The 22,121-nt window shown below is 65.7% G+C and carries 16 protein-coding genes; 12 read left to right on the top strand and 4 right to left on the bottom strand.

Annotated features, from left to right (window positions below):
• Positions 1 to 86 precede the first annotated feature (86 nt).
• The 3 genes from VGR67_07190 (at position 87) to VGR67_07180 (ending at position 2,597) form a co-directional block, all read left to right on the top strand.
• Positions 87 to 1,724, top strand: a complete 1,638-nt coding sequence (locus VGR67_07190; protein ID HEV8336180.1) for a PPC domain-containing protein — start codon at positions 87 to 89, stop codon at positions 1,722 to 1,724.
• A 240-nt stretch (positions 1,725 to 1,964) separates the two neighbouring features.
• Positions 1,965 to 2,195, top strand: coding sequence for a hypothetical protein (locus tag VGR67_07185; protein HEV8336179.1), 231 nt, complete (start codon positions 1,965 to 1,967; stop codon positions 2,193 to 2,195).
• Positions 2,196 to 2,204: 9 nt separating this feature from the next.
• A complete protein-coding gene (locus tag VGR67_07180) occupies positions 2,205 to 2,597 on the top strand; it encodes a hypothetical protein (protein ID HEV8336178.1) in 393 nt (130 codons plus the stop codon).
• Positions 2,598 to 2,616: 19 nt separating this feature from the next.
• Here VGR67_07180 and VGR67_07175 read toward each other — a convergent pair whose 3' ends face one another.
• The 4 genes from VGR67_07175 to VGR67_07160 all read right to left on the bottom strand — a co-directional run bounded on the left by VGR67_07175 (position 2,617) and on the right by VGR67_07160 (position 6,874).
• The gene (locus VGR67_07175; GenBank protein ID HEV8336177.1) at positions 2,617 to 4,740 is read right to left on the bottom strand and encodes a protein kinase; all 2,124 of its coding nucleotides are present in this window, start codon (positions 4,738 to 4,740) and stop codon (positions 2,617 to 2,619) included.
• A gap of 102 nt (positions 4,741 to 4,842) precedes the next feature.
• The gene (locus VGR67_07170) at positions 4,843 to 5,625 is read right to left on the bottom strand and encodes a DUF4097 family beta strand repeat-containing protein (protein HEV8336176.1); all 783 of its coding nucleotides are present in this window, start codon (positions 5,623 to 5,625) and stop codon (positions 4,843 to 4,845) included.
• Positions 5,622 to 6,320, bottom strand: a complete 699-nt coding sequence (locus VGR67_07165) for a zf-HC2 domain-containing protein (GenBank protein HEV8336175.1) — start codon at positions 6,318 to 6,320, stop codon at positions 5,622 to 5,624. The genes VGR67_07170 and VGR67_07165 overlap by 4 nt, the downstream gene beginning before the upstream one ends.
• Entirely contained in the window at positions 6,317 to 6,874 is a 558-nt protein-coding gene (locus VGR67_07160) for an RNA polymerase sigma factor (GenBank protein HEV8336174.1), read from the bottom strand. Before VGR67_07160 ends, VGR67_07165 begins: the two co-directional genes overlap by 4 nt.
• Positions 6,875 to 7,325: 451 nt before the next feature.
• On the opposite strand from VGR67_07160, the gene VGR67_07155 reads away from it, so the two are divergent.
• From VGR67_07155 to VGR67_07115, 9 genes are all read left to right on the top strand, one after another.
• Positions 7,326 to 8,915: an amino acid permease gene (locus tag VGR67_07155; GenBank protein ID HEV8336173.1), complete on the top strand. Its 1,590-nt coding sequence runs from the start codon at positions 7,326 to 7,328 to the stop codon at positions 8,913 to 8,915.
• Positions 8,916 to 8,938: 23 nt separating this feature from the next.
• Complete coding sequence (locus VGR67_07150) at positions 8,939 to 10,477, top strand: amino acid permease (protein HEV8336172.1); 1,539 nt, start codon at positions 8,939 to 8,941, stop codon at positions 10,475 to 10,477.
• A gap of 894 nt (positions 10,478 to 11,371) precedes the next feature.
• Positions 11,372 to 12,337: an IS630 family transposase gene (locus tag VGR67_07145; GenBank protein ID HEV8336171.1), complete on the top strand. Its 966-nt coding sequence runs from the start codon at positions 11,372 to 11,374 to the stop codon at positions 12,335 to 12,337.
• Positions 12,338 to 12,416: 79 nt separating this feature from the next.
• Positions 12,417 to 15,071 carry a protein kinase gene (locus tag VGR67_07140; protein ID HEV8336170.1) on the top strand — a complete coding sequence of 885 codons (2,655 nt, stop codon included), beginning with the start codon at positions 12,417 to 12,419 and terminating at the stop codon, positions 15,069 to 15,071.
• Positions 15,072 to 15,234: 163 nt separating this feature from the next.
• Complete coding sequence (locus VGR67_07135; GenBank protein HEV8336169.1) at positions 15,235 to 17,904, top strand: protein kinase; 2,670 nt, start codon at positions 15,235 to 15,237, stop codon at positions 17,902 to 17,904.
• A 104-nt stretch (positions 17,905 to 18,008) separates the two neighbouring features.
• The gene (locus VGR67_07130; protein ID HEV8336168.1) at positions 18,009 to 18,242 is read left to right on the top strand and encodes a hypothetical protein; all 234 of its coding nucleotides are present in this window, start codon (positions 18,009 to 18,011) and stop codon (positions 18,240 to 18,242) included.
• Between the two features lie 185 nt (positions 18,243 to 18,427).
• A complete protein-coding gene (locus VGR67_07125; protein HEV8336167.1) occupies positions 18,428 to 18,730 on the top strand; it encodes a BrnT family toxin in 303 nt (100 codons plus the stop codon).
• Complete coding sequence (locus VGR67_07120; protein ID HEV8336166.1) at positions 18,699 to 19,016, top strand: helix-turn-helix domain-containing protein; 318 nt, start codon at positions 18,699 to 18,701, stop codon at positions 19,014 to 19,016. Before VGR67_07125 ends, VGR67_07120 begins: the two co-directional genes overlap by 32 nt.
• An 81-nt stretch (positions 19,017 to 19,097) precedes the next feature.
• The gene (locus tag VGR67_07115; protein ID HEV8336165.1) at positions 19,098 to 21,665 is read left to right on the top strand and encodes a hypothetical protein; all 2,568 of its coding nucleotides are present in this window, start codon (positions 19,098 to 19,100) and stop codon (positions 21,663 to 21,665) included.
• Positions 21,666 to 22,121 lie beyond the last annotated feature (456 nt).

Below are 22,121 nucleotides of genomic sequence, written 5' to 3'. Positions count from 1 at the left end.
GGATCGGAACACGGAGCGTCCTCCGAAGGCCGGCTTCCGGACGTGTGACGGAGATTCCGTTCCGGAGCAAGAGCTTCAGGTGAGCGGTGAAGCGGTTCCTATTCGGGTTGCTCGCAGTCTGGATCGCGTTTCCTGCGTCGGCGGATCTACGCCGGGAGAAAGAGCCGGACGATCCGGCCTCTGCGGCCCAGCCCGTCGCGCCGCCGGCGAGCGTCGGCGGGACGATCGGGACGCCGGGGGACGTTGATCTCTACGCGATCAGGCTGGAGGCGGGGCAGACGATCCAGGCGGACATCCTGGCCCGCGGCTTCCGGGCCACTTCGGCGCCCGGCTCCGCGCTCTCCGCGGTTCTGCAGATTCTCGACACCGACGGGACGACCGTCCTCGCTCAGGACCAATCCCAGGGAGATTTCGACGACCCGAGCGTGGCATTCCAAGCCTCCCGCTCCGACAAGTACTTCGTCGCGGTCCGGGACCTCGACCCTTCCGCCGGCGGGCCGGCGTATCTCTACGTTCTCTCCCTGGAGATCGGCCCGAACGACGCCTTCGAGACCGCGACGCCGATCCTGCCTCCGGTCCTTCCCTCGATCGACGCGCTGATCAATCCCCCCGGGGATCTCGATTACTACGGCGTGGCCGGTGTGGCCGGCCAGGTCCTGACCGTCGACATCGATTCGGCGGTTTTCAATCCGGACCAGCCCGCGGCCAAGATCGTCCTGACAATCTTCGATCCGGGCCGGGCCCTCCTCGCCCAGGACGCCTACACCGCGTCCGATCCGAACGATCCCTTCCTCCAGACGACGCTTCCCGCCGACGGGGTTTACACGATTCTGGTGCGCGAGCTGCGCAGCTTCGTGGGCACTTCCAACACCTTCTATCAAATGTCGGTGAGCCTCGGACCGGCTTCGGACGACGACGCCTTCGGCAACGGAGCTCCGATCCTGCTCCCGCGAGCGGTCAGCGGCGTCGTGAGCCCCTCGGCGGACGTCGATCACTTCCGGTTCTTCCTCCCCGCTGGAAGAACCGTGCAGGCCGATCTCGACGCCCGCCAGGACCTGGCCTCGTTGCTCCAGGGCACCCTGAAGTTCCACGACCCGAGCGGCCCCGCCGGAACGAACGCCTCGAGCCCGGACCCGTTCTTGAGCATGACGCTGGCGGCGGGAGACCATTCCGCAAGCGTCCAGGGGTCCTGCGCGGGCTCAGGCTGCCTTGCGGAGGACTCCTACTATCTTCTTTATCTGGACGCGGACGACGACGGCGATGGCCGGTTCCTCCCCACCGACAACTGTGCCACCGTCTACAATCCCGCGCAGATGGATGCCGACGGGGACGGCGTCGGAGATGCCTGCGACAACTGTTCTCTCTTCAATCCGGATCAGCTCGACGCGAACGGTGACGGGCGGGGCGATGCGTGCGGCCCGTGCAATCCGCCGCTCGAGGTCGCGACCAATCTCGTCTTCGTCGACAGCCAGACCCTCTCCTGGTCATCCTCGCCGGGCGTCGACTCCTACAACCTCTACATCGGATTCATCGTCGGCGCGTGGAGCTTCAATCACATTTGCCTCGCGCCGGGACTCCTTTCTCCCGGGGCGACCGACAGTTCGTTGCCGCCCGCCGGCTTCGCCTATTACTACCTCGTCTCGGGAAGCAACGTCTGCGGCGAAGGGTCTCTAGGCGTCATCTCCGCCGGTCAACCGCGTCCCAATCCATCCCCCTGTCCCTGAATATCACGAGTCAAAAGGAAGACTTGCGCATTGGCTACAAGAAACCGTGACGGCGGCGTTTGGTTCGGCCTTGGTCGGCTTCATCTCCTGTCACCGTAGGCGATTGCATATTGCAGGGTGGCGCTTTCACGCGTCGGCGCCGTGACGGCGCCACAAGGATCGGACCCGTACTTGTGAGCCGAGTCCGGGTGATCTATAAGGTGGTTTGCCGAAATGACGGCTCCGTGGGAGACAATCGGAATGACCGGTCCGAGGGCGCGCGTGGTGCTGAAGCGGGCGGCGATCGGGATCGCGGCCGTCCTGTTGCTCGTCCTCGCCATCGCGGCGTACGAGATGCTGGGGCCGCGGACGACGCCCGAAGGCCAGCCGCCGCTTCTGGAGCTGAGCGCGAAGAACCTGGCCGAGTTCCGGGAGCGCTTCAACGGCGCCGCCGGCGATCGGCGGGTCCTCGCGCTGCTGTCCCCGACGTGAGCCACCTGCGTGCGGGGGGCCTCCGCGCTTCAAGACGTTCTCGGGCAGGTGAAGGAGAAGGACGTCCGCGTCTTCGTCGTCTGGGAGCCGGTGATCGTCAGCGACGTCGCGCCGCCGATCAACCGGGTCCTCTCCCGAATCCCCGATCCCCGCGTCACGCAGTACTACGACAAGTCGCGGCTGCTTTCCAGCCTCCTCGTGAAAAACGCCCGGGAGAACAAGGGCTTCCTCCTCCACGGCGAGGAGCTCGACGCGGACGCCGTCATCTGGGATTGCGTCTTCGCCTTTCCTCCCGGCGCGCGCTGGGAGGAGGATCCGCCACGCCCCAGCTTTTCCGGCTGCACCGTCGTCGAGGCCGCCGACGCTCTGCGCGCCGCCCTCTCGGCTCATCCGACATCCTGATGTTGGGCTGGTGCAGACTTCAGGGAACCGAAGGGGGGGCGACCGAGGGCGGCGGGGTGGGAAGCGCGCCCGCCTGCGTCGTGCGCTTCTGGAAATCCGCGAGGATCGCGGCGGCGTCCTTTTCGAGGCCCAGCTCCTTGAGATGGCGGACGAGCGCGGAGACAGCCAGCGCGTCGTTGGGGTCCTGATCGACCGCCTGATGCAGGATCCGGATCGCCTCGAACCGGCTTCCTTCCTGGGCGGAACGAAGCTCCGCCTGCCAGAAGAGAGATTCCGGATCGTTCGGATAGCGTTCGGTCAGCTTTTCCAGGAGCGCCGGGGCCTTCGGGTCTTTTTGCTCATGGAACGCCGATTGGATCGCCTCCGAGAGAATCAGGTCGCGCTCCGGAAGCTTGTCACCCTGGGTGGCCGCGCGGCCTATCCATCGCACTCCCTCTTCCCGCTTTCCGGAAAGCATCAGGCTCATCCCCAGCCGGAGCTGGGACGGCGCGAAGTCGGGATCGGCCGCGAGCGATCGGCGGAACGCATCCGCCGCCTCCGGAAACTTCGTCCCCTGGTAGAACTTCATCCCTTCGCTGAAGAGCCGATAGGCGTCGGGTGAGGAGGTCGCGACGGTCGGGAAGCTCGCCTCCTTCGGACCGCCGACTTGCAGCCCCTTCTTCAAGGCCGTTCCCAGCTCATCGGCGATCTTGAAGATTTCCTTCCCTTCGGCCCGGTGGGCCGTGACGACCTGGCCCGTGGCGGTGTCGTAGGCCTGCACGTCGACCCGATAGCCTCCCTCCGTCTTGAAGATGCTGCCGTTGACGACGACGCCGGCGCCGGCGTAGCGGCCGAGCTGCGTCCTGGCGCTTTGGTCCAGATCTTTCACCTCTCCCTTGCCGGCGGCGGAGAGGAGGTCGGCGAGCCGCTGGCTGGAGATCACCTGGAGACCCGGGACCCGGGCCAGATCGGTGGTGAGCATCTCCGGAAGCCCCTGGCTCAGCCAGTCGACGCGCGGGTCGCCGCTCCGGTTGGCGAAGGGCGTCACGGCGATCCGGGATCGATCCGCGGGCGCCAGAGAGGCGCGAGACGGAGGCCCCGGCAAGAGTCCCGCCTCGATCTCCGGCTCCGGCCCGCGCGGCCGGTAGATGAAGAGGCTCGCCAGGATCAACGCGGCGCCCCCCGCGACGATTGACGCGTTGCGGATCCAGTGGCTGGGCCGGCCGGGGCGGACGGCCGCGGTCGCGGCCCCCTGCGAAACCGCCGGCGAAGGCTGCCGCCAGCTCCCCGAATCGCTGTCGCGTTTCAGGGTCCGGAGGTCGAGCGCCAGATCGGCCGCCGTCTGATAACGGTCGCGCGGATCTTTGGCGAGGCACCGGGCCGCGATCCGGTCCAGCTCCGGGGGCGCGTCGGGCCGCAGCGAGCCGATTGAAGGAGGTTGCTCGTGGACGATCGCGTGGAACGTGGCAAGGAGGTTCTTTCCCCGGAACGGCGAGACGCCCGTCGCCAGCTCGTAAAGGAGAGTCCCGAAAGAGAAAAGATCGCTGCGCGCGTCGATCGCTTCTCCCTGGATCTGCTCGGGGCTCATGTAGGCGAGCGTTCCGGAGACCTGCCCCTCGCTCGAGAGGTTGCGCGAAAGCGTCAGCGCCTGGGTGAGCTGCGCCATCGGGCCGGCCCCCGAATCCTCGCGCAGCGCCATCCGGGCCAGGCCGAAGTCGAGGATCTTGTAGAAGCCGGAGTCGGCCGCCATGACGTTCTCGGGCTTCAGGTCGCGATGGATGATCCCCTTGCGGTGGGCGGCGCTCAGCGCCTCGCTCACCTGCGCCGCGCAGTCGATCACCTGAGGCAGGGGCAGGCGCCCGCCGAGCAGGAGCTCCCGCAGCGTCTTCCCCTCGACGTATTCCATCGCCAGGAAGATCGTCTCGCCTTCGTGATGGATGTCGAAGAGGGTGGCGACGCCCGGATGGCTCACGGCGGAGGCGGCCCGGGCCTCGCGCTCGAAGCGCGCCAGCCGTTCGGCGCTGGCGGTCAGGTCCGGCCGGAGGACCTTGAGCGCGACTTCGCGCCCGAGGCGGGTGTCCTCGGCGCGATAGACCGCGCCCATCCCTCCTTCGCCGAGAAGGGAGAGGATGCGGTAATGCTTGAGGGTGGTTCCGGTTTCCACGCCACGTTCCTGTCTCGGGACGGCCGCCGGACTCCGGCGGGGCTCCATGATAGACCAGGCAGGGTGATCGGGGGCCTTCGTCGCGGGCGGCCTGCCGGCGCGCTATTCCTTGCGGATCTTGATCGGGCCGCTGAACGAGTTGATCTTCACGCGGGCGCCGCCGGAGCCGAGCGTGAAGTCGAGGCTTTGCGCCGGCAGGACCGAGCTTCCTTTCTCCGGCTTGCCGCCGAAGTCGCTGTGGATGCTCCCCGAGAAGGTCGAAGCCTCGAAATCGGCGCTGACGTTGGCGGGGAGGCGCAGCACGATCCCGCCGCTGACGGTGTTGAACGAGAAGCTCCCGCCCGAGCGCAGCCGAAGATGTGCCTCGATGTCGCCGGAGACCGTGTTGGTGTCGAGGCTCTCGAGCGAGGCGCCGTCGTCCACGACGATGGCGCCGCTGACGGTGTTGAGCTTCGCCTCCTTCGGGCTTCCCTGGACCTCCAGCTTGCCGCTCACGGAGTTCAGGTCGATCCGCTCGGTCAAATCGGAAACCGTGATCGGCGCGCTGACCGTCTCGATCCTCACGCGGGCCCCGCGCGGGACGCGCAGCTCCAGGTCCGACCCTTCGACGTTGTGGTGGTCGCCTTCCTCCTCGAAGTCGACCTCGATCTTGAGGCGGTCCTTCCCGCCGGTGATCTCCAGCTTCTGGCGATCGTCGCCGAGCGTTCCGGTCAGCTCCATCTCCGACTTTTGCCAGCCGGTGACCTTGACGGTGCCGGCGATCAGGTTCAGCTCGATCAAGGCGTCGGAGGCGACGTTCCGATGCTCGTTGACCGCCTCCCCGGCCCAGAGCGTTCCTGCCGCGAGCAGGATGGTCAGCAACATGGCGGTCAGGGCGTGCTTCACGATCGCTTCTCCTCTCCCTCCCGCGCCGACAGGCGGACCGCCTGCTGCAGGAGCTCGAATTTGGTCCGATAAAGTCTGGCGATGGCATGCTCGTCGACGGAATGGCCGGGATCCACGGCGGCGGCGCGATGGACCTGGCGGATGGCGCGCTCGACGATCCGCAGGTTCTCCTCGAGGATTCTCAGCTCCGGGGACCGGCCGGCCCGCCGCTCGCCGAGCGCGGCCTCGAGTCTCTCGGCGGCGTTGCCGTATTCCGCTTCGACGCGCCGCACCGAGGCGAGCGCCACGGAAGGGCCGGGCGGGGCCGCCGGGACGGGCGGGCGGGCCGGCGCCGCAGTCCGGCGCAGCGCCACGACCGCGCCGAAGGCGATCAGGACGAGAGCCAGCGCCCCGGTGAACGAGAGGCCGAGCGGGCGCGCTCCCCAGCTCCATCCCGGGATGAAGGGGAAACGGGCGGACACCCCGCCGCGGCGGGGGGGCAGGGAGCTGCGAATCGCCGGCCAGAGATCGCGCGCCGGCTCGGTGCTCCGAGGCAGGTTGTCCGCCCGCTGCCGAAGCGAGCGCAGGGCCGAGAGCTCCGCCCGGCATCCGGCGCATTCCTCCAGGTGCTGCTCGACTTCCTCGCGCTGGCGCGACGTGAGAAGCTCGTCGAGATAGTCGTTCAGTCGCTCTTCGAAGCGAAGACAGCTGGTCATGATCCGAGCGCCTCCCTGAGCAGCCGGCGGGCCCGGTGGAGCTGGGCTTTCGAGGTGCCGGCGGAAAGTCCCAGGAACTTCCCGATCTCCTCGTGCCGGAACCCTTCGACGTCGTGCAGCACGAAGACCTGCCGGGCGCCGGGCGGAAGCTTCTCGATCGCCCGATCGAGATCCAGCGCCAGGCCGGCGGGCGCGGCCGCGGCTCCGACCTCCGGCAGAATTCCGTCCTGGGTCACCGCTTCCCTCCGAAAGCGCCGCCTGAAGGACCGGTTGTCCGCCAGGACGACGTGGATGGCGATCCGGCAAAGCCACGCCTCGAAAGGCCGATCGTCTCCGCACGCGCCGAGGTGTCTCCAGGCGCGCAGGAAAACCTCCTGGGTCAGCTCCTCCGCCCGCACCGCGTCGCGGGACAGCCGCCGGCAGAGGCCGTGCACCCGTCCCACGTGGCGCCGGTACAGCGCCTCGAAGGCGGCCACCTCCCCGCGCTGCGCCTCGCCCAGCAGGTCGACCATCGCCGTTGCCTTCTCCTGAACGCGGTCGGCAAGAGCCTGCATCCTTTCCCACTCCGGCGCAACGCAGCCAGCGCTCATCTTATAAAGTGCCCGTGACGGTCATAGGGTTGGAAACTTTCTGCCAACCAGGACGATGGCGGATATGAAAAGGGCCGTCTGAGAATAATTCAGACGGCCCTGAACTTCGAACTTTGTGACGCTTCGCGGCCAGTGGTTGACGAGTCGCTCAACGGTTAACCCTATCAGGGATGTTAGCGAAGCTCGACCCGGCGGCGGCGCTCGAGGCCTGAAGGGCGGGGCATGGGTGCCCATCGGTTGAACGCCGGGGCCGCCCCGGCCGTCCTCGCCCTTGACGCGGGCCGCCGAAGCCCCGCGCTTGCATGGAATTCCGTTGCATGGGGCGCTAAGTTAGGCTAGGCTGAGGCGTTTTCCACCGGTCGCCGAAAGGGACCGTGGCTCCATACGGCTCCATACCCCCTGTGGAGAGCCATTCATGCAGACGGCCGCCGCCCTGCCCGTCACCGACAAAGCGACGGGGTTCATCCGGGGTCTCGGGCTTCTCGACTCCACCATGATCGTCGCCGGGTCGATGATCGGCTCCGGTATCTTCATCGTCTCGGCCGACATCGCGCGCCAGGTCGGCTCCGCCGGCTGGCTCCTCATGGTCTGGGTCGTCACCGGCCTTCTGACCATCGCCGCGGCCCTGTCCTACGGCGAGCTGGCCGGGATGATGCCGCAGGCCGGCGGGCAGTACGTCTACCTGCGCGAAGCCTATTCGCCGCTCTGGGGGTTCCTCTACGGCTGGACGATGTTCCTGGTGATCCAGACCGGCACGATCGCCGCCGTGGCGGTCGGCTTCGCGCGCTTCCTCGGCGTCCTCGTCCCGGCGATCTCCCCGACTTCCTGGATCATCGAGCCGATCGACCTGTCGCGCAATTACGCCGTGAGCCTCTCGACCCAGCAGCTCGTCGGGATCCTGAGCCTGATCCTCTTGACCTACCTGAACACCCGCGGCCTCAAGCTCGGCAAGATCATCCAGAACCTCTTCACCTTCACCAAGACCTTCGCGCTCGTCGCCCTGATCTTCCTGGGGATCTTCGTGGGGCGCAACGCCGCGGCGATCTCCGCCAACTTCTCGTCGATGTGGACCCCCGTGGGCGCCGCCGAGATTCGCCCCGACTTCTCCTTCGTCCCGGCGCTCTCCGCCGGCGCCGGCGCGCTGGGCCTGCTCGTCGCCTTCTGCGTCGCCCAGGTCGGCTCGCTGTTCTCCGCCGACGCCTGGAACAACATCACCTTCACCGCCGGTGAAGTGAAGAACCCGCGGCGCAACATCCCGCTGTCGCTGGCGCTCGGGACCGGCCTGGTCATCACCCTCTACGTCCTGGCCAACGTCGCGTACCTGTTCACGCTGCCGCTCGCGGGGATCCAGCAGGCCCCCGACGACCGCGTCGCCACCGCCGCGCTCGCCGTCATCTTCGGCGCCGCCGGCGCCGTCATCATGGCCGTCGCCATCGTGATCTCCACCTTCGGCTGCAACAACGGCCTGATCCTGGCGGGCGCCCGCGTCTACTACGCTATGGGCCGGGACGGCCTGTTCTTCCGCGCCACCGGCCGGCTGAACAAGAACCACGTCCCCGCCGTCGGCCTCGTCCTGCAGTGCGTCTGGGCGTCGCTCCTGGTCCTGCCGCGCACGCGCCTGCGCGACGCCTCGGGCGCGCCGTTGCTCAACGAGGCGACCGGCGCGGCGATGTACGGCAACCTCTACAGCAACCTGCTCGACTACGTCGTCTTCTCCGTCCTGATCTTCTACGTCCTGACGATCGCCGGCCTGTTCGTCCTGCGCCGCAAGCGCCCCCAAGCCGAGCGCCCCTACAAGGCTTTCGGCTACCCCCTGGTCCCTATCATCTATATAGCTGCCGCCCTGGTCATCATGACCGTCCTCATCCTCTATAAGACCCAGACCACCTGGCCCGGGCTGGTGATTGTCCTGACCGGCATTCCCGTTTACTTTGTATGGAAGAGCGTCGCCAAGAAAGCCGGCCTGCAAGCCGGGGCCGCCACCGCCGAAGAATCCGGGATCTGAACCGCACCCGTGGGAGCACCCGCATGCCATCCAACTATTTCAAGACGAAACCGCTGAGCCTGCTCCTGGAGGAGATGCGCGGCGAGAACCGCCTGCGCCGCATCCTCGGCCCCGTCCAGCTCACCAGCCTGGGGGTCGGCGCGATCATCGGCGCCGGGATCTTCGTGGCCACCGGCGCCGCGGCGCACAACGTCGCCGGCCCCGCCCTGATGCTCTCCTACGTCGTGGCGGGCATCACCTGCGTCTTCGCGGCGCTGTGCTATGCCGAGTTCGCCTCGATGGTTCCCGTTGCCGGCTCCGCCTACACCTACGCCTACGCCACGCTCGGCGAGCTGCTCGCCTGGATCATCGGCTGGGACCTGGTTTTGGAGTACGCCGTCGGCAGTGCCACCGTGGCCACCGGATGGTCGGGCTACTTCCAGAACGTCCTGCAGAAGATCGGCGTCCAGCTCCCGCTGGCCTTCCGCGAGTCACCCTGGCGCTACGACGCGGCGACCGGCAGCTTCCTCCACACCGGGTCGTACTTCAACCTGCCGGCGATCGTCATCGTCGCCATCGTCACGGCGATCCTGGTCAAGGGGATCTCCGAGAGCGCCTCGTTCAACGCCACGATGGTGATGATCAAGCTCGCCGCCGTTCTCTTCGTCATCGGCGTCGGCGCCTTCTACATCAACCCGGACAACTGGCACCCCTTCACCCCCTACGGCTGGACCGGCCTGAATTTCTTCGGCCACCACGTGTCGGGGCAGACCGACCCGCAAGGATCGCCGCTCGGCATGCTCGCCGGCGCGGCGATCATCTTCTTCGCCTACATCGGATTCGACTCCGTCTCCACGCACACCGAGGAGGCCAAGAACCCGCAGCGCGACGTTCCCATCGGCATCGTGGCCTCCCTGATCATCTGCACGATCCTCTATATTCTCGTGGTGGCGGTCCTCACCGGCATGGTCCCCTACAACCAGCTCGACATCAACGCCCCCGTCAGCCGCGCCTTCCAGCAGCAAGGGATCGGCTGGGCCGAAGGGCTCATCGCCGTCGCGGGCGTCGCCGGCATCACGTCCGTGCTCCTGGTCATGATGCTCTCCGGCCCCCGCGTCTTCCTCGCCATGGCGCGCGACGGCCTGGTGCCGCGCGGCTTCTTCGGCGACGTCCATCCGAAGTTCCGCACCCCGTGGCGCTCGACCATCCTGATCGGCGTGTTCGTGGCGGTGATGGGGGGCCTGTTCCCCATCGATGCGCTCCTCCACCTGACCAACATCGGCACCCTGTTCGCGTTCGTCGTCGTCTGCGCGGCCGTCCTCATCATGCGCCGCCGCTACCCGAACCACGAGCGCCCATTCCGGTGCCCGATGGTGCCCGTCGTTCCCATCATGGGGATCCTCTCCTGCTCGCTGCTGATGTTCTCGCTGCCGACCGCCAACTGGTGGCGCCTCTTCACCTGGCTCGCCCTCGGCCTGCTGATCTATTTCTTCTACGGCCGCCACCACAGCGTCCTGACGCGCGTCAAAGGCGGCACGATGCCGGTCTCCGCGAAGGACATCGAGCCCGTGGCGGGAGGGTAGTTGACGTAGGCCCCGAAAAGTGATAGAGATTACACAAACGATATCCGCTAAGGCACAGTGGGGTCGATATGAAATCTCGTATCCTCTCCTTTGCATCAGCAGCATTGTTCCTAGTAGCTGCTTCCGGTCCTCTCGCCCAGTCCAAAAACATCAACCCCCCGAGTCAAGTGCCAGGCGCACTCATTGTCATAGATGGGATGGAGGTAAGGTACAAGTTTGCCAAGCCTATCTCGATCACGGAGAAGTTTGCTATAGAAGAGTCGATACGGCACTTCGCGGATCGATTCAAAGTCTGGGCATCAGAACAAAAACCCAGTAGCCAGCAAGATTACGAAAGTATCGCATCGTGGCTGCGTGTTGGACAACGGATCAATGATGCCGTGTCGCTTTCTGGTTGCGCCCTCAAGGATGATCCACTCGGATACTGCGTTGTTGTTGTCCCGTCGGCGGAGACCATAAGGAGTTCACGGAATCCTTCATTCAAGGGTAAGAGAAATCTCGCCTTGGATCCTGAAGGGGGCTGTAGTTGTACGGTTTGGGCAAAATTTAGACAGTGTTCCGGTATATGTGTACCGGTGGGAACGATGGTGTGCTGTCGAAATACCGATTGTCCGATGGGATGCCAGGGTTGGCCTGCCGTATGCTCTACCACGCACCATGCCTGTCCTCTGAATAGCTCGTGCCCCACGCCACTTTGTGAAGAATAGGATAGTATCGTCTTAACGCTTCGCGACTTCTCTGAATCGTTCCTCGAGAACAATTGCTTCTTACTAATCGGAGCATAATATACTGGGCATTTGGCCCGAGGCATTGCGAATCAAGGACGCTCGTTCTTTGTCATCGTCGGCTCAGGAAGATCTCCGAAAGCGGGTGATTCGTGCAGTTCGGGGAGGAATGCGCCAGGTCCAAGCGGCCTCCGTGTTCAAGGTGTCACGCGCCTCGGTCAACAAGTGGTCGCGGCTCCACGAAGAGCAGGGGTCGAAGGGACTGACGGGTCGGAAGCGCGGTCGACCGGCTCGACCTCGACTCGTGGTCGAGGATCGCTCTCGGGCGATTCGAGGGATCATCGGAAAGTGTCCGGACCAACTCCGGCTGCCCTTCGCGTTGTGGACGCGGGAGGCGGTCCAACAATTGCTGAAGAATGAGTTTGGGGTAGAGGTTTCGGTTTGGACGGTCGGCCGGTACTTGAAGGCGTGGGGCCTGACCCCGCAGAAGCCGGTTCGACGGGCCTTCGAGCAGAACCCCGCGGAAGTGCGCCTGTGGCTTCGGACGGAATACCCGGCGATCGAGCGCCAGGCCAAGCATTTTGCGGCCGAAATTCACTGGGGCGACGAGATGGGATTGCGATCGGATCACCAAGTCGGCCGTTCCGATGGCCGTCGTGGAAGGACGCCGGTGATTCCCGGGACGGGCCAGCGATTTCGCTGTAACTTGATCTCGACGATCACCAATCGCGGTCGCCTCGCCTTTATGGTGTTCGAGGAAGGGTTCACGGTGAAAGTGTTCCTGCAATTCCTCAAGCGGCTCATCCGCCACGTCAAGCAGCCGATCTTCTTGATCGTCGACCGCCATCCCGTGCACCGCGCTGCGGGAGTCAAGCGCTGGCTTCTGAAGCACGAAGCCAAGATCCGGATGTTCTTTCTCCCGAGCTATAGCCCGGAGTTGAACCCCGATGAAATGCTGAACCAAGACGTGAAGAGCAAACGCCCTCGGTCGAAGACGACCCTGGAACAAGACGAAGCTGATGGGCGACGTCCGCGGATACCTGCGGTCGACCCAGCGTCTGCCCGATCTCGTGATGAGCTGCTTCCTCGAATCGCATGTTCATTACGCGGCGTGAAAACTGTCGCCTATAAGTAACACCTTCGGGGCGAATCCGGCTCTCCGCTGACAAAGTTGTTGAGGTAAGCGTTTTGCCATTGAAGTGCGGAGAGTTGGCTTGATCGGCAAGACCCTCAACCATTACCGCGTCATCGAGAAGCTGGGGAGCGGCGGGATGAGCGAGGTGTATCTCGCCGAAGACACCCGCCTGAACCGGCGCGTCGCCCTGAAGATTCTTCCCTCCGACGTGGCCTCGGACGCGGCGCGTCGCGGCCGCTTCGAGCGCGAAGCGCAAGCCGTCGCCGCCTTGAACCACCCCAACATCGTCACGATCTATTCGGTCGAGGATGCTGAAGGCCTCCACTACATCACGATGGAGCTGATCCAGGGGCGGACGCTGGCGCAGATGATCCCCGCGAAGGGGCTGCCGCTGGCTAAGTTCTTCGATCTCGCCGTCCCCATCGCCGACGCCGTCAGCGCCGCGCACAAACGCGGCATCACGCACCGCGACCTCAAGCCCGACAACATCATGCTCAGCGACGACGGGCGCATCAAGATCCTCGACTTCGGTCTGGTGAAGCTCACCGAAACGGCGGGCGAGCCGGTGGCGACGAACCTCCCGACCAACACCCTGACCTCCGAAGGGAAGATCCTGGGGACCGTGGCCTACATGTCCCCGGAGCAGGCCGAAGGCAAGCCGGTGGATCAGCGCTCCGACATCTTTTCCCTGGGCGTCGTCTTCTATCGGATGGTGACCGGCCGGCAGCCTTTCCAAGGCGACACGCGGATGTCGGTGCTCTCCTCGATCCTGCGCGATACGCCCGCCTCCGTCACCGACCTGAACCCGGCCCTTCCGCGCCACCTGGGCCGGATCATCAAGCGGTGCCTCGCCAAGAATCCCGACGAGCGCTACTCGACTGCCCAGGATCTCAAGAACGAGCTGGCGGAGCTGCGCAAGGAGGAGCAATCGGGAGCGGGGGGGCCGGCCGCCGCGGCGGGCACGCCGGTGCAGCCATCGAGCAAGATCCTTCTCACCTTCGCGCTCGTGGGCGCAGGCCTCCTCGCCGGAGCGGCGGTCATTTATTTTCTGATGCGCCCTGCCGGCCGCGCCGGAGAATCCGCGTCCGCTGTGGTCCATGGGAGCTTCGCGCAGCTCACCGATGAGCCCGGAGAAGAGCTGTTTCCTAGCCTGTCGCCCGACGGGAGGATGGTAGCCTATAGCTCCCGTGCCTCCGGCAACTGGGACGTCTATGTCCAGAGCGTCTCCGGCCGCAACGCCGTCAATCTGACGAAGGACTCGACCGCCGACGACACGCAGCCGGCCTTCTCTCCCGACGGCCAGAAGATCGCCTTCCGGTCCGGCCGCGACGGAGGCGGGATCTTCGTGATGGGAGTCCTGGGGGATTCCGTGGTGCGCATCACGGGCGAAGGTTATCGACCCGCCTGGTCGCCCGACGGCGCGGAGATCGCCTATGAGATCGAACGATGGGCCAACCCGGCCGGGCGCAACACCATCAACCCCCTTTGGGCGATCAACGTCGAAACGAGGCAGAAGCGGAAGATCACCGCCGGAGACGCGGTCCAGCCGGCGTGGTCGCCGCACGGCTGGCGCATCGCCTATTGGGGCATCCTCGGCAGGACCGGCCAGAGAGATCTCTGGACGATCCCCGCCCAGGGCGGAAATCCCGTCCGCGTCACTGAAGACTCGGCCCTCGACTGGAACCCCGTCTGGTCTCCTGACGGCCGCTTCCTCTATTTCATCTCGGATCGCGACGGAAACATGAATGTCTGGCGCGTTCCAATCGACGAGGCCAGCGGCGAAGTCCGAGGATCCTTCCAGCCCGTGACGCAGGGCGCGACCGGAGCCGCCCGGGATCTGTGCCTCTCCGCGGACGGCAAGCGGCTCGTCTATTCCTCCGCCTCCAACCGCCAGAACATCCTGCGGTACCCCATCGAGCCGGGATCGGAAACAGTGCTGGGCGAGCCCAGTTGGGTGACTCGCGGATCCGAAGCGGTCGTCAACCCGGACCCCTCTCCCGACGGAGAATGGGTCGCCTACCAGACTGTAGTGAACCAGGAGGATATCTTCATCGTGCATCCCGACGGCACAGGCCGCCGGCAGCTTACGCACGATGCCGCCCGCGATCGCACGCCGAGGTGGTCTCCCGACGGCAAGAAGATAGCGTTCTATTCCAATCGCAGCGGTTCTTACGAAATCTGGACCATCAATCCGGACAGCAGCGATCTGAGCCAGCTCACCGCCTCGAAGATTTCTTTCGTGTTCCCGATCTGGTCGCCCGACGGCTCGAGGATATACGTGAGCGACCCCCGGGGCGATGGAGGCGGACTCATCAGCCCGAACCTCTCGTGGCGCGAGCAGAAAATCGAGCGGCTGCCTCCGCACGGAATGGGGGATGGAAGCTTCGTCGCCTGGTCCTGGTCGCCGGATGGGACGAAGCTCGCCGGCATCATCTTCAGGGGAGGGAAATACAACACCGGCATCGTCGTCTATGACTATACGACCAGGAAGTACACCCGCGTCACCGATCGCGGGACACTTCCCACCTGGCTCAACGACAACCGCCGGCTGCTCACGACCGACACGGCGAGCAAAGTATACCTCGTCGATTCCCAGACGAATTCAATCAAGCCGATCCTCTCCGTGGCCCCGGACAACGTCGATATCTTCAGCATGCGGGTCAGCCGCGACAACCACCTCTACATCGTACGCATCGACCGCCAATCCGATCTCTGGATGCTGACGCTTCAATAAACGGGACGCCCGCTTTCCCTCGCCGGGTCGTCGAATCTGCGCTCACGCCGGCCAACGAAAATCACGCGACCGTCGCGGGGGGCTCGATCTGCAGGAAGCCCTGCCTGATGCGGACTTAAGGTAGAATGCGCGAAAAGTCGGGCGATGGGTGCGGAGTCGTGAATTGATCGGTAGGACCCTCAACCACTACAAAGTCATCGAGAAGCTGGGAAGCGGCGGGATGGGCGAGGTGTATCTCGCTGAGGACACGCGCCTGAACCGGCGCGTCGCGCTGAAGATCCTGCCGTCCGCCATGGCCGCCGACCCCGAGCTCCGCGGCCGCTTCGAGCGCGAGGCCCAGGCGGTCGCCGCCCTGAACCACCCCAACATCGTCACCATCCATTCGGTCGAGGAAGCCGAAGGCCTCCACTACATCACGATGGAGCTGATCCAGGGACGGACCCTCAGCGAGATGATCCCCGCGGAGGGGCTGCCGCTGGCAAAGTTCTTCGACCTCGCGATCCCGATCGCCGACGCCGTCAGCGCGGCGCACAAGCGCGGCATCACGCATCGCGATCTCAAGCCCGACAACATCATGGTCAGCGACGACGGACGCATCAAGATCCTCGACTTTGGGCTGGTGAAGCTGCGCGAGCAACCCGCGGGGGAGCCGATGGCGACGAACCTTCCGACCGCCGAGCTCACCGCCGAAGGGAAAATCCTGGGGACCGTCGCCTACATGTCGCCCGAGCAGGCCGAAGGCACGCCGGTCGATCACCGCACCGACATCTTCTCCCTCGGCGTCGTGTTCTACCGGATGGTGACCGGCCGGAGACCTTTCGAGGGCGGCAGCCGGCTATCGATCCTCTCGTCGATCCTGCGCGACGCTCCGGTCTCCGTCACCGACTTGAACCCGGCGCTGCCACGCCACCTCGGGCGCATCGTCAAGCGCTGCCTCGCCAAGGATCCCGACGAGCGCTATCAGACGGCGCAGGATCTCAAGAACGAGATGGTGGAGCTGCGCAAGGAAGTGCAGTCGGGGACGAGCGAACCCGCCCTGCCGGCCGCCACGGCGGCGCCGGCGGTGCGGCCGAAAGCCTCGCGTGGACTGCTGTTCGCGCTGGGCGCGGGCTTGGTCGGGGCAGCCCTCCTCGGCTACTTCCTGCTGCGCCCCGGAAACCCGGCCGGTGAATCCCCGGCACCGCCGGTCCTCCATGGAACCTTCACCCAGCTCACCGACCAACCCGGCGAAGAGGTATTCCCCAGCCTGTCGCCCGACGGACGGATGGTCGCTTACGCCTCACGCCCCGTCGGGAATTGGGACGTCTTCGTGCAGAGCATCTCCGGGCGCAATGCCATCAACCTGACGAAGGACTCGGCCGCCGATGACTCGCAGCCGGCCTTCTCGCCCGACGGGCAGAAGATCGCCTTCCGGTCCGACCGCGAAGGAGGCGGGATCTTCGTGATGGGGGTCTTGGGGGATTCCGTCGTGCGGCTGACCGACGAGGGCTACCGCCCCGCCTGGTCCCCGGACGGGAGCGAGATTGCCTATGAGCTCGAAAGGTGGGTCGATCCCCATGGCCGCAGCACCATCGACCCTCTTTGGGCCGTCAACGTCGAGACGCGCCAGAAGCGGAAGCTGTCGGACGGCGACGCGGTCCAGCCCGCCTGGTCGCCGCACGGCTCCCGCATCGCCTATTGGGCCGTGGTCGGAGCGAGCGGCCAGAGAGATCTCTACACGATCCCGGCGGTCGGCGGCCAGCCGGTGCGCGTCACCGAGGACGAGGCCCTCGACTGGAGCCCCGTCTGGTCCGCCGACGGGCGGTTCCTCTATTTCATCTCCGACCGCGACGGCAACATGAACGTCTGGCGCGTGCCGATCGATGAGAGCACCGGCAAGATCCGTGGCGCCTTCCAGCCCGTGACCCAGGCGGCCACCGGCACGGCCCGGGACCTCCGCGTCTCCGCCGACGGCAACCGGTTGGTCTACGGCTCCGCGGTGGTCCAGCAGAACATCCAGAGGTACTCCATGGATTCGCGCACCGAGAAGGTGACGGGCGATCCCGTCTGGATCACGCGCGGCTCCGAGAACGTCGCCTCCCCGGAGCCTTCGCCCGACGGAGAATGGGTGGCCTTCCATCTGGTTGGCAAGCAGGAGGACATCGTCATTTCACGCGCCGACGGCTCGGCGCGCCGGCAGCTCACCCACGATGCCGCCCGCGATCGGATGCCCCGCTGGTCCCCCGACGGCAAGAGAATTGCGTTCTATTCCGATCGGAGCGGATCCTACGAGATCTGGACAGTCAACCCCGACGGCAGCGGCCTGAGCCAGATCACCCAGGCCAAGACCATTACTTTGATGTTTCCGATCTGGTCCCCCGACGGCCAGAGGATCGCCTTCCGCTCCGGCAGCGAAGGCGTCGGCATCTTCGATCCAAACCGCCGGTGGACCGAGCAGAAGGTCGAGCCGCTGCCGCCTCACGGCATGGGCAAGGGAACCTTCGTCGCCTCGACCTGGTCCCCCGACGGCTCGAAGCTCGCCGGGGTCATCTACCGCGGCACCGATTACAACACCGGCGTCGTCGTCTACGACCTGACGTCCCGCAAGTATTCCCGGCTCACCGATTCCGGCAGCTTCCCCACTTGGCTGAACGACAGCCGCCGGCTGATCATGACCGATGGGGAGGACAGAGTTTTCCTCCTCGATTCGCAGACGAAATCGATCAAGCCGATCCTCTCGGTCGCCCCCGATCGCGTGGGGCCCTTCAGCCTGCGCCTCTCCCGCGATAACCGCGGCCTCTTCCTCGTCCGTGTCGATCGCCAATCCGATCTCGTGATGCTGACGCTGCGGTAGCTTTACCCTCCAGAAAAGCAAGATCGTTCTAGATCCGTCGTCGAGCTCGGCATAATGTCGAAGGCCGAGTCGAACCTCTAACCCCCCATCTTGGAGAGCGCACCATGACCAAGCTCAAGCTCGCGATCCTGGTCCTCCTGTTCGTGGCGGTGGCGGCGGCGACGATCCAGTTCTTCGCTCCGGTGGCCGAGGCGAAGAACTGTCCCAGCGGCGGAGGATGCGGCTGTGGCACGGCCTACGCGCCCGTGACCTGCCACGGGTGCCGGTACACCAACATGTGCCACGCCCGTTGCGCCGGCTTCTCGGACAACGATTGCAAGACGCTGAGCCCCCAGTAAGCGCTTCCCGTTCCCCCAGTTTCTTCCTCATCCAGGCCGGCGCCCCGCGGGGCGCCGGCTCGGGTTTTCACCAGCACGATTCCGTGATCCCGGCGGCCATGGCCCCCTGAGCGGCCCTCCTGCGTGATACCAAGCAAGTAGAGTGGAATAAGCCATTGACCTAGTATGTCAATGGCGTATACTATCTGCATGCGCTGCGAATTGAATGGGATCCCGCCAAGGACAGACTCAATCGCAGGAGACACCACCTTTCGTTCGAACAAGCGGCGGAGTTGTTTCGAAGCGGTGGTGACTACCTGGAGATCTACGACGAAGAGCACTCTGGCCAAGAGGACCGTTTTGTCGCCTTGGGCCGAATCCGACAGGGAGTCATCGTGGTGGTCTACACCGAGCGTGAGGACGACGTCGTGCGGATTATGAGTGCGCGCATGGCGACCAAGAAGGAGCGCCGACGCTATGGAGAATCGGAAAGGAAAGGACATGAGTGATGACATTCGTGAATTGACCGACCGGGATTTCGCCCGCGCGATTCCGAGGAAGCAGCGCGAGCGTCTCCTCCGCGGGCAGCTGGCCGGTGGCGAGGACGTCATCGCCCTTCGACGCTTTGTCGGCCTGACGCAGCGGCAGTTTGCCGACGCTCTGGGAATCAGCATCCATACCCTGCGCAACTGGGAACAGAACCGCCGGAATCCCGAGGGACCGGCATTGGCGCTGCTGCGCATCGCCGCGCGACACCCTCGCGTGCTTCGCGAAAACCTGGCGGCTGCGGTTTGAACCGAGACATTTCCGTAATCCCGGCAGCCATGGCCCCCTGAGCGGCCCTTCTCCGTGATCCCTAGCAAGGAGGGAATTGCCATGGGTATTCGGGGACGTCGCTGCCTCACCTGTATCCTGAGGTGCGTTTTGACCGCCGGCGTGACGGCCGGGCAGGTCTTCGGACAAGTCGCCAGGAGTGGGAACCTTCGGCCTTCGGCGCTCGTTCAGATCGCGGCGCCGGGCTTCGAAGGGGAGTCGCTGGTCCGGGATTCCAAGGCCACGGCGGGCCAGGTCACGGCGCAGCCCATGAACGGCTTCGGCGCCCAATGGTCCTCCGGCGAGCAGCTGCTGTGGACGGGCGCGGGGCCGGGCGCCGAACTGACGCTCAAGCTCCCGCTCTCCCGGAAAGCCACCTTTGCGCCCTGGATTGCCTACACCCTCGCCCCCGATTACGGCGTCTACGCCGTCTTCGTAGACGGGACGGAGGTCGGGCGCATCGACGGCTACGCCCCGAGCGTGATGCGCCAGGCGCAAGCGCTCAAGCCGCTCGACCTGGGGCCGGGGACGCACCTCGTGACGCTCCGGCTGCAGAGCCGGAACGGCAGGTCCAAGGGCGACTTCGTGGGGATCGATCGGATCGAGCTGCACTTCCCGTCGATGTCGGCCGGCGCCGCCGGCCGCGCGGCGGGCGCCCTGGCGCGGCGCTCCGCGCCCGGCACGGGATCGCTGATGCGCAACGCGCCCACCGCGGGAACGATCGCCAACGGATCGGTCATCAGCAGGCCCGTTTCACAGCCCGCGGCCGCCACGGGTCAAGGCATCCAGACGGGACAGCAAGAGTCGCGCACGGCCCCGACAACGGGCTCGCTCATCGGCGGACAGGGGATTCAAAAAAAGGGGACGGCCGCCGCGGACATGACCAGCGCTCCCACCCGCACGTCGGTCTCGAACATCGCCAACGCTCCCGTGAAGGCCGCCCCGAACCTGGCTCTGCCCCCGAACCGCCGGGGCGCTCCACCGAACCGCAAGCGCCCCGTGTACACGCAGCGCGAGCGCCTCGAGCGGATCATGGCGGCCGCCCCGGCCCCCGATCCGCTGCTCGCCGCCGTCGTCCACACCATCGACCGCGGCCTGATCGGCGCCCCCGGCGGGAAGACCGCCTTCGACGTGGCGTTCAGCAAGACGCTCGCGAAGCACCCGGAGGTCAGCAAGCAGATGCTCGCCGGCTTCGTCGCCGACTACAAAGCGGTGTCCGAATCGGCCAAGATCCGGGCGATCCCCGCGACCATGCGGAATCTCGATCCGGCCCATCCCCTCGATGTGCAGCTCGTCAAGAAAGAGTTCTCGCTCGTCCCGGCGGCGCAGTTCCTGAAGGCCCCGGGCTCGTCCGGCAATCAGATGGTCGCGCCGAACGCCAGCGCCCTGATGAACGCCGCCATGCAAGTCCAGATCACCGGCACCACTCCCGACGTCGGGCAGGGTTACGACCCCGGGCAGAGCGTCACGCTCATCGGGCGCAACTTCTCGCCCGACAAGAGCCTCGACAAGGTGACTTTCTATCAGGTGCTCTCGGACGGCTCGTCGGGAGCCTTCGGCCCCGGCACTCCCGGCGCCGCGTCCAATACCGCCATCTCCCTGAAGCTCCCCGGCAGCATGACGCCCGGCAAGTACGAGGTCGAGGTGAGCGTCACGGTGGGGACGACGAAGCGGACCAGCAACCGCTACCCGGTCTTCGTGCGCGTGCCGCCCCCGCCGCCGCCGGCGATCACCGGCCTGTCGACCCCCGGCCGTCCCGGCAAGCAGGTGATGATCCAGGGAGCGCGCTTCGCGACGTCGATTCCGAAGCCGCTGTTCATCGCGTTCGTGCCGCAGGATGGGCAGGGAATCTTTCCCTCCGCCTGGGGGAACAAAGTCACCCTTCCCACGAACGAGACCGCCGTGGTCGCCGATTTCAAGATCCTCGGCGACACGCAGGGCGAGGTCATCCTTCCCGGCCTGCTCTCCGGCAAGTATCGCGTCGCCCTGCTCAACCTGATCGGCCAGCCGGTGACCGAATGGGCCCTCTACGACGTCAGCCCCTCGGTCTACCGCGCGGAATTCACCCAGATGCACTGCGTCGACGAATCCGATCCGGAGAGCATCGTCGGCGTCTTCTCGGTGAACGACGAGCTGGTCGCCTCGTGGGTCGTCGTCGCCGACGAGATGGGCTGGCTCAAGTCGTCCACCGACTACACCGGCTTCGACGACGGCGAGGACGACTGGTTCAACAGCACCGACAAGTCGGTCTTCCCCGTCAAGGGCGGCTCCTCCGAGGTCCGCCGGCTGCTGGCCATCTCGACGACCCTCTACGAGTGGGACGCCGGCGACGCCGCCTCCGCCAACAAGGTGATCGGCTTCATCGGCGATCTGGCGCAGAACATCCTCACGGGCGTGGGCCAGGTCGAGGCGGCCCTGGTCGTCAAGCTCATGGTGCCGCTCGTCCAGAAGCTCGTCGTCTGGCTCGGCGGCGACCCCGACAATCTCGGGACGCAGAACCTCGCCTGGACCGGCCAGGAGCTGATCAACTTCACCGGCACGGCGGCGAAGTTCGGCGGCAAGCTCAACTTCAACAACGACGACGATACGGGGAGCTACTGGCTCAAGTATCAAGTCTTAAGGGTCGAATAAAACACGCGGGGGAGCGGCCACCATCCTCCCCTCGGTGGTGGCCGCTCCCCGGCTCACCCTCCGCGAATTCTTCTTCCAGCCTGCACGTTGAGACCGTAGAGACCGGGGTAAGGTGCGGGATACGCAACCCCCATCCTGGTACTGCCCGAACCCCGAGGCCAATCGAGACGACTCCTTGACGGCCTGAGTTTCCGCACCTTGTATGGCTATGGCCTGCTGCGCTATGAGAGCTCGCCTTACGCGTCGGCGGGATTTTGCTTCTACGGAATGGAGATCAGGAGGTTCGAGATCGCGGCCCAAAAGCCCCGCGGGATCTTCAACATGAAAGCCCGCTCCGATCCGTCATGCGCCACGCCCGGCCGGCCGCCCCGGCCGCGCCCGCGCCGCACCTTGTAAGAAGCTGCGATTGTAGACTCGAAAGAGCGGCCGGCCCAGGGATGGGCACGCAAGGTGATA

The sequence above is a fragment of the Candidatus Polarisedimenticolia bacterium genome, assembly GCA_036004685.1.
Lineage (GTDB): Bacteria > Acidobacteriota > Polarisedimenticolia > Gp22-AA2 > AA152 > DASYRE01.
This window is presented reverse-complemented; position numbering and strand designations above follow the sequence as displayed.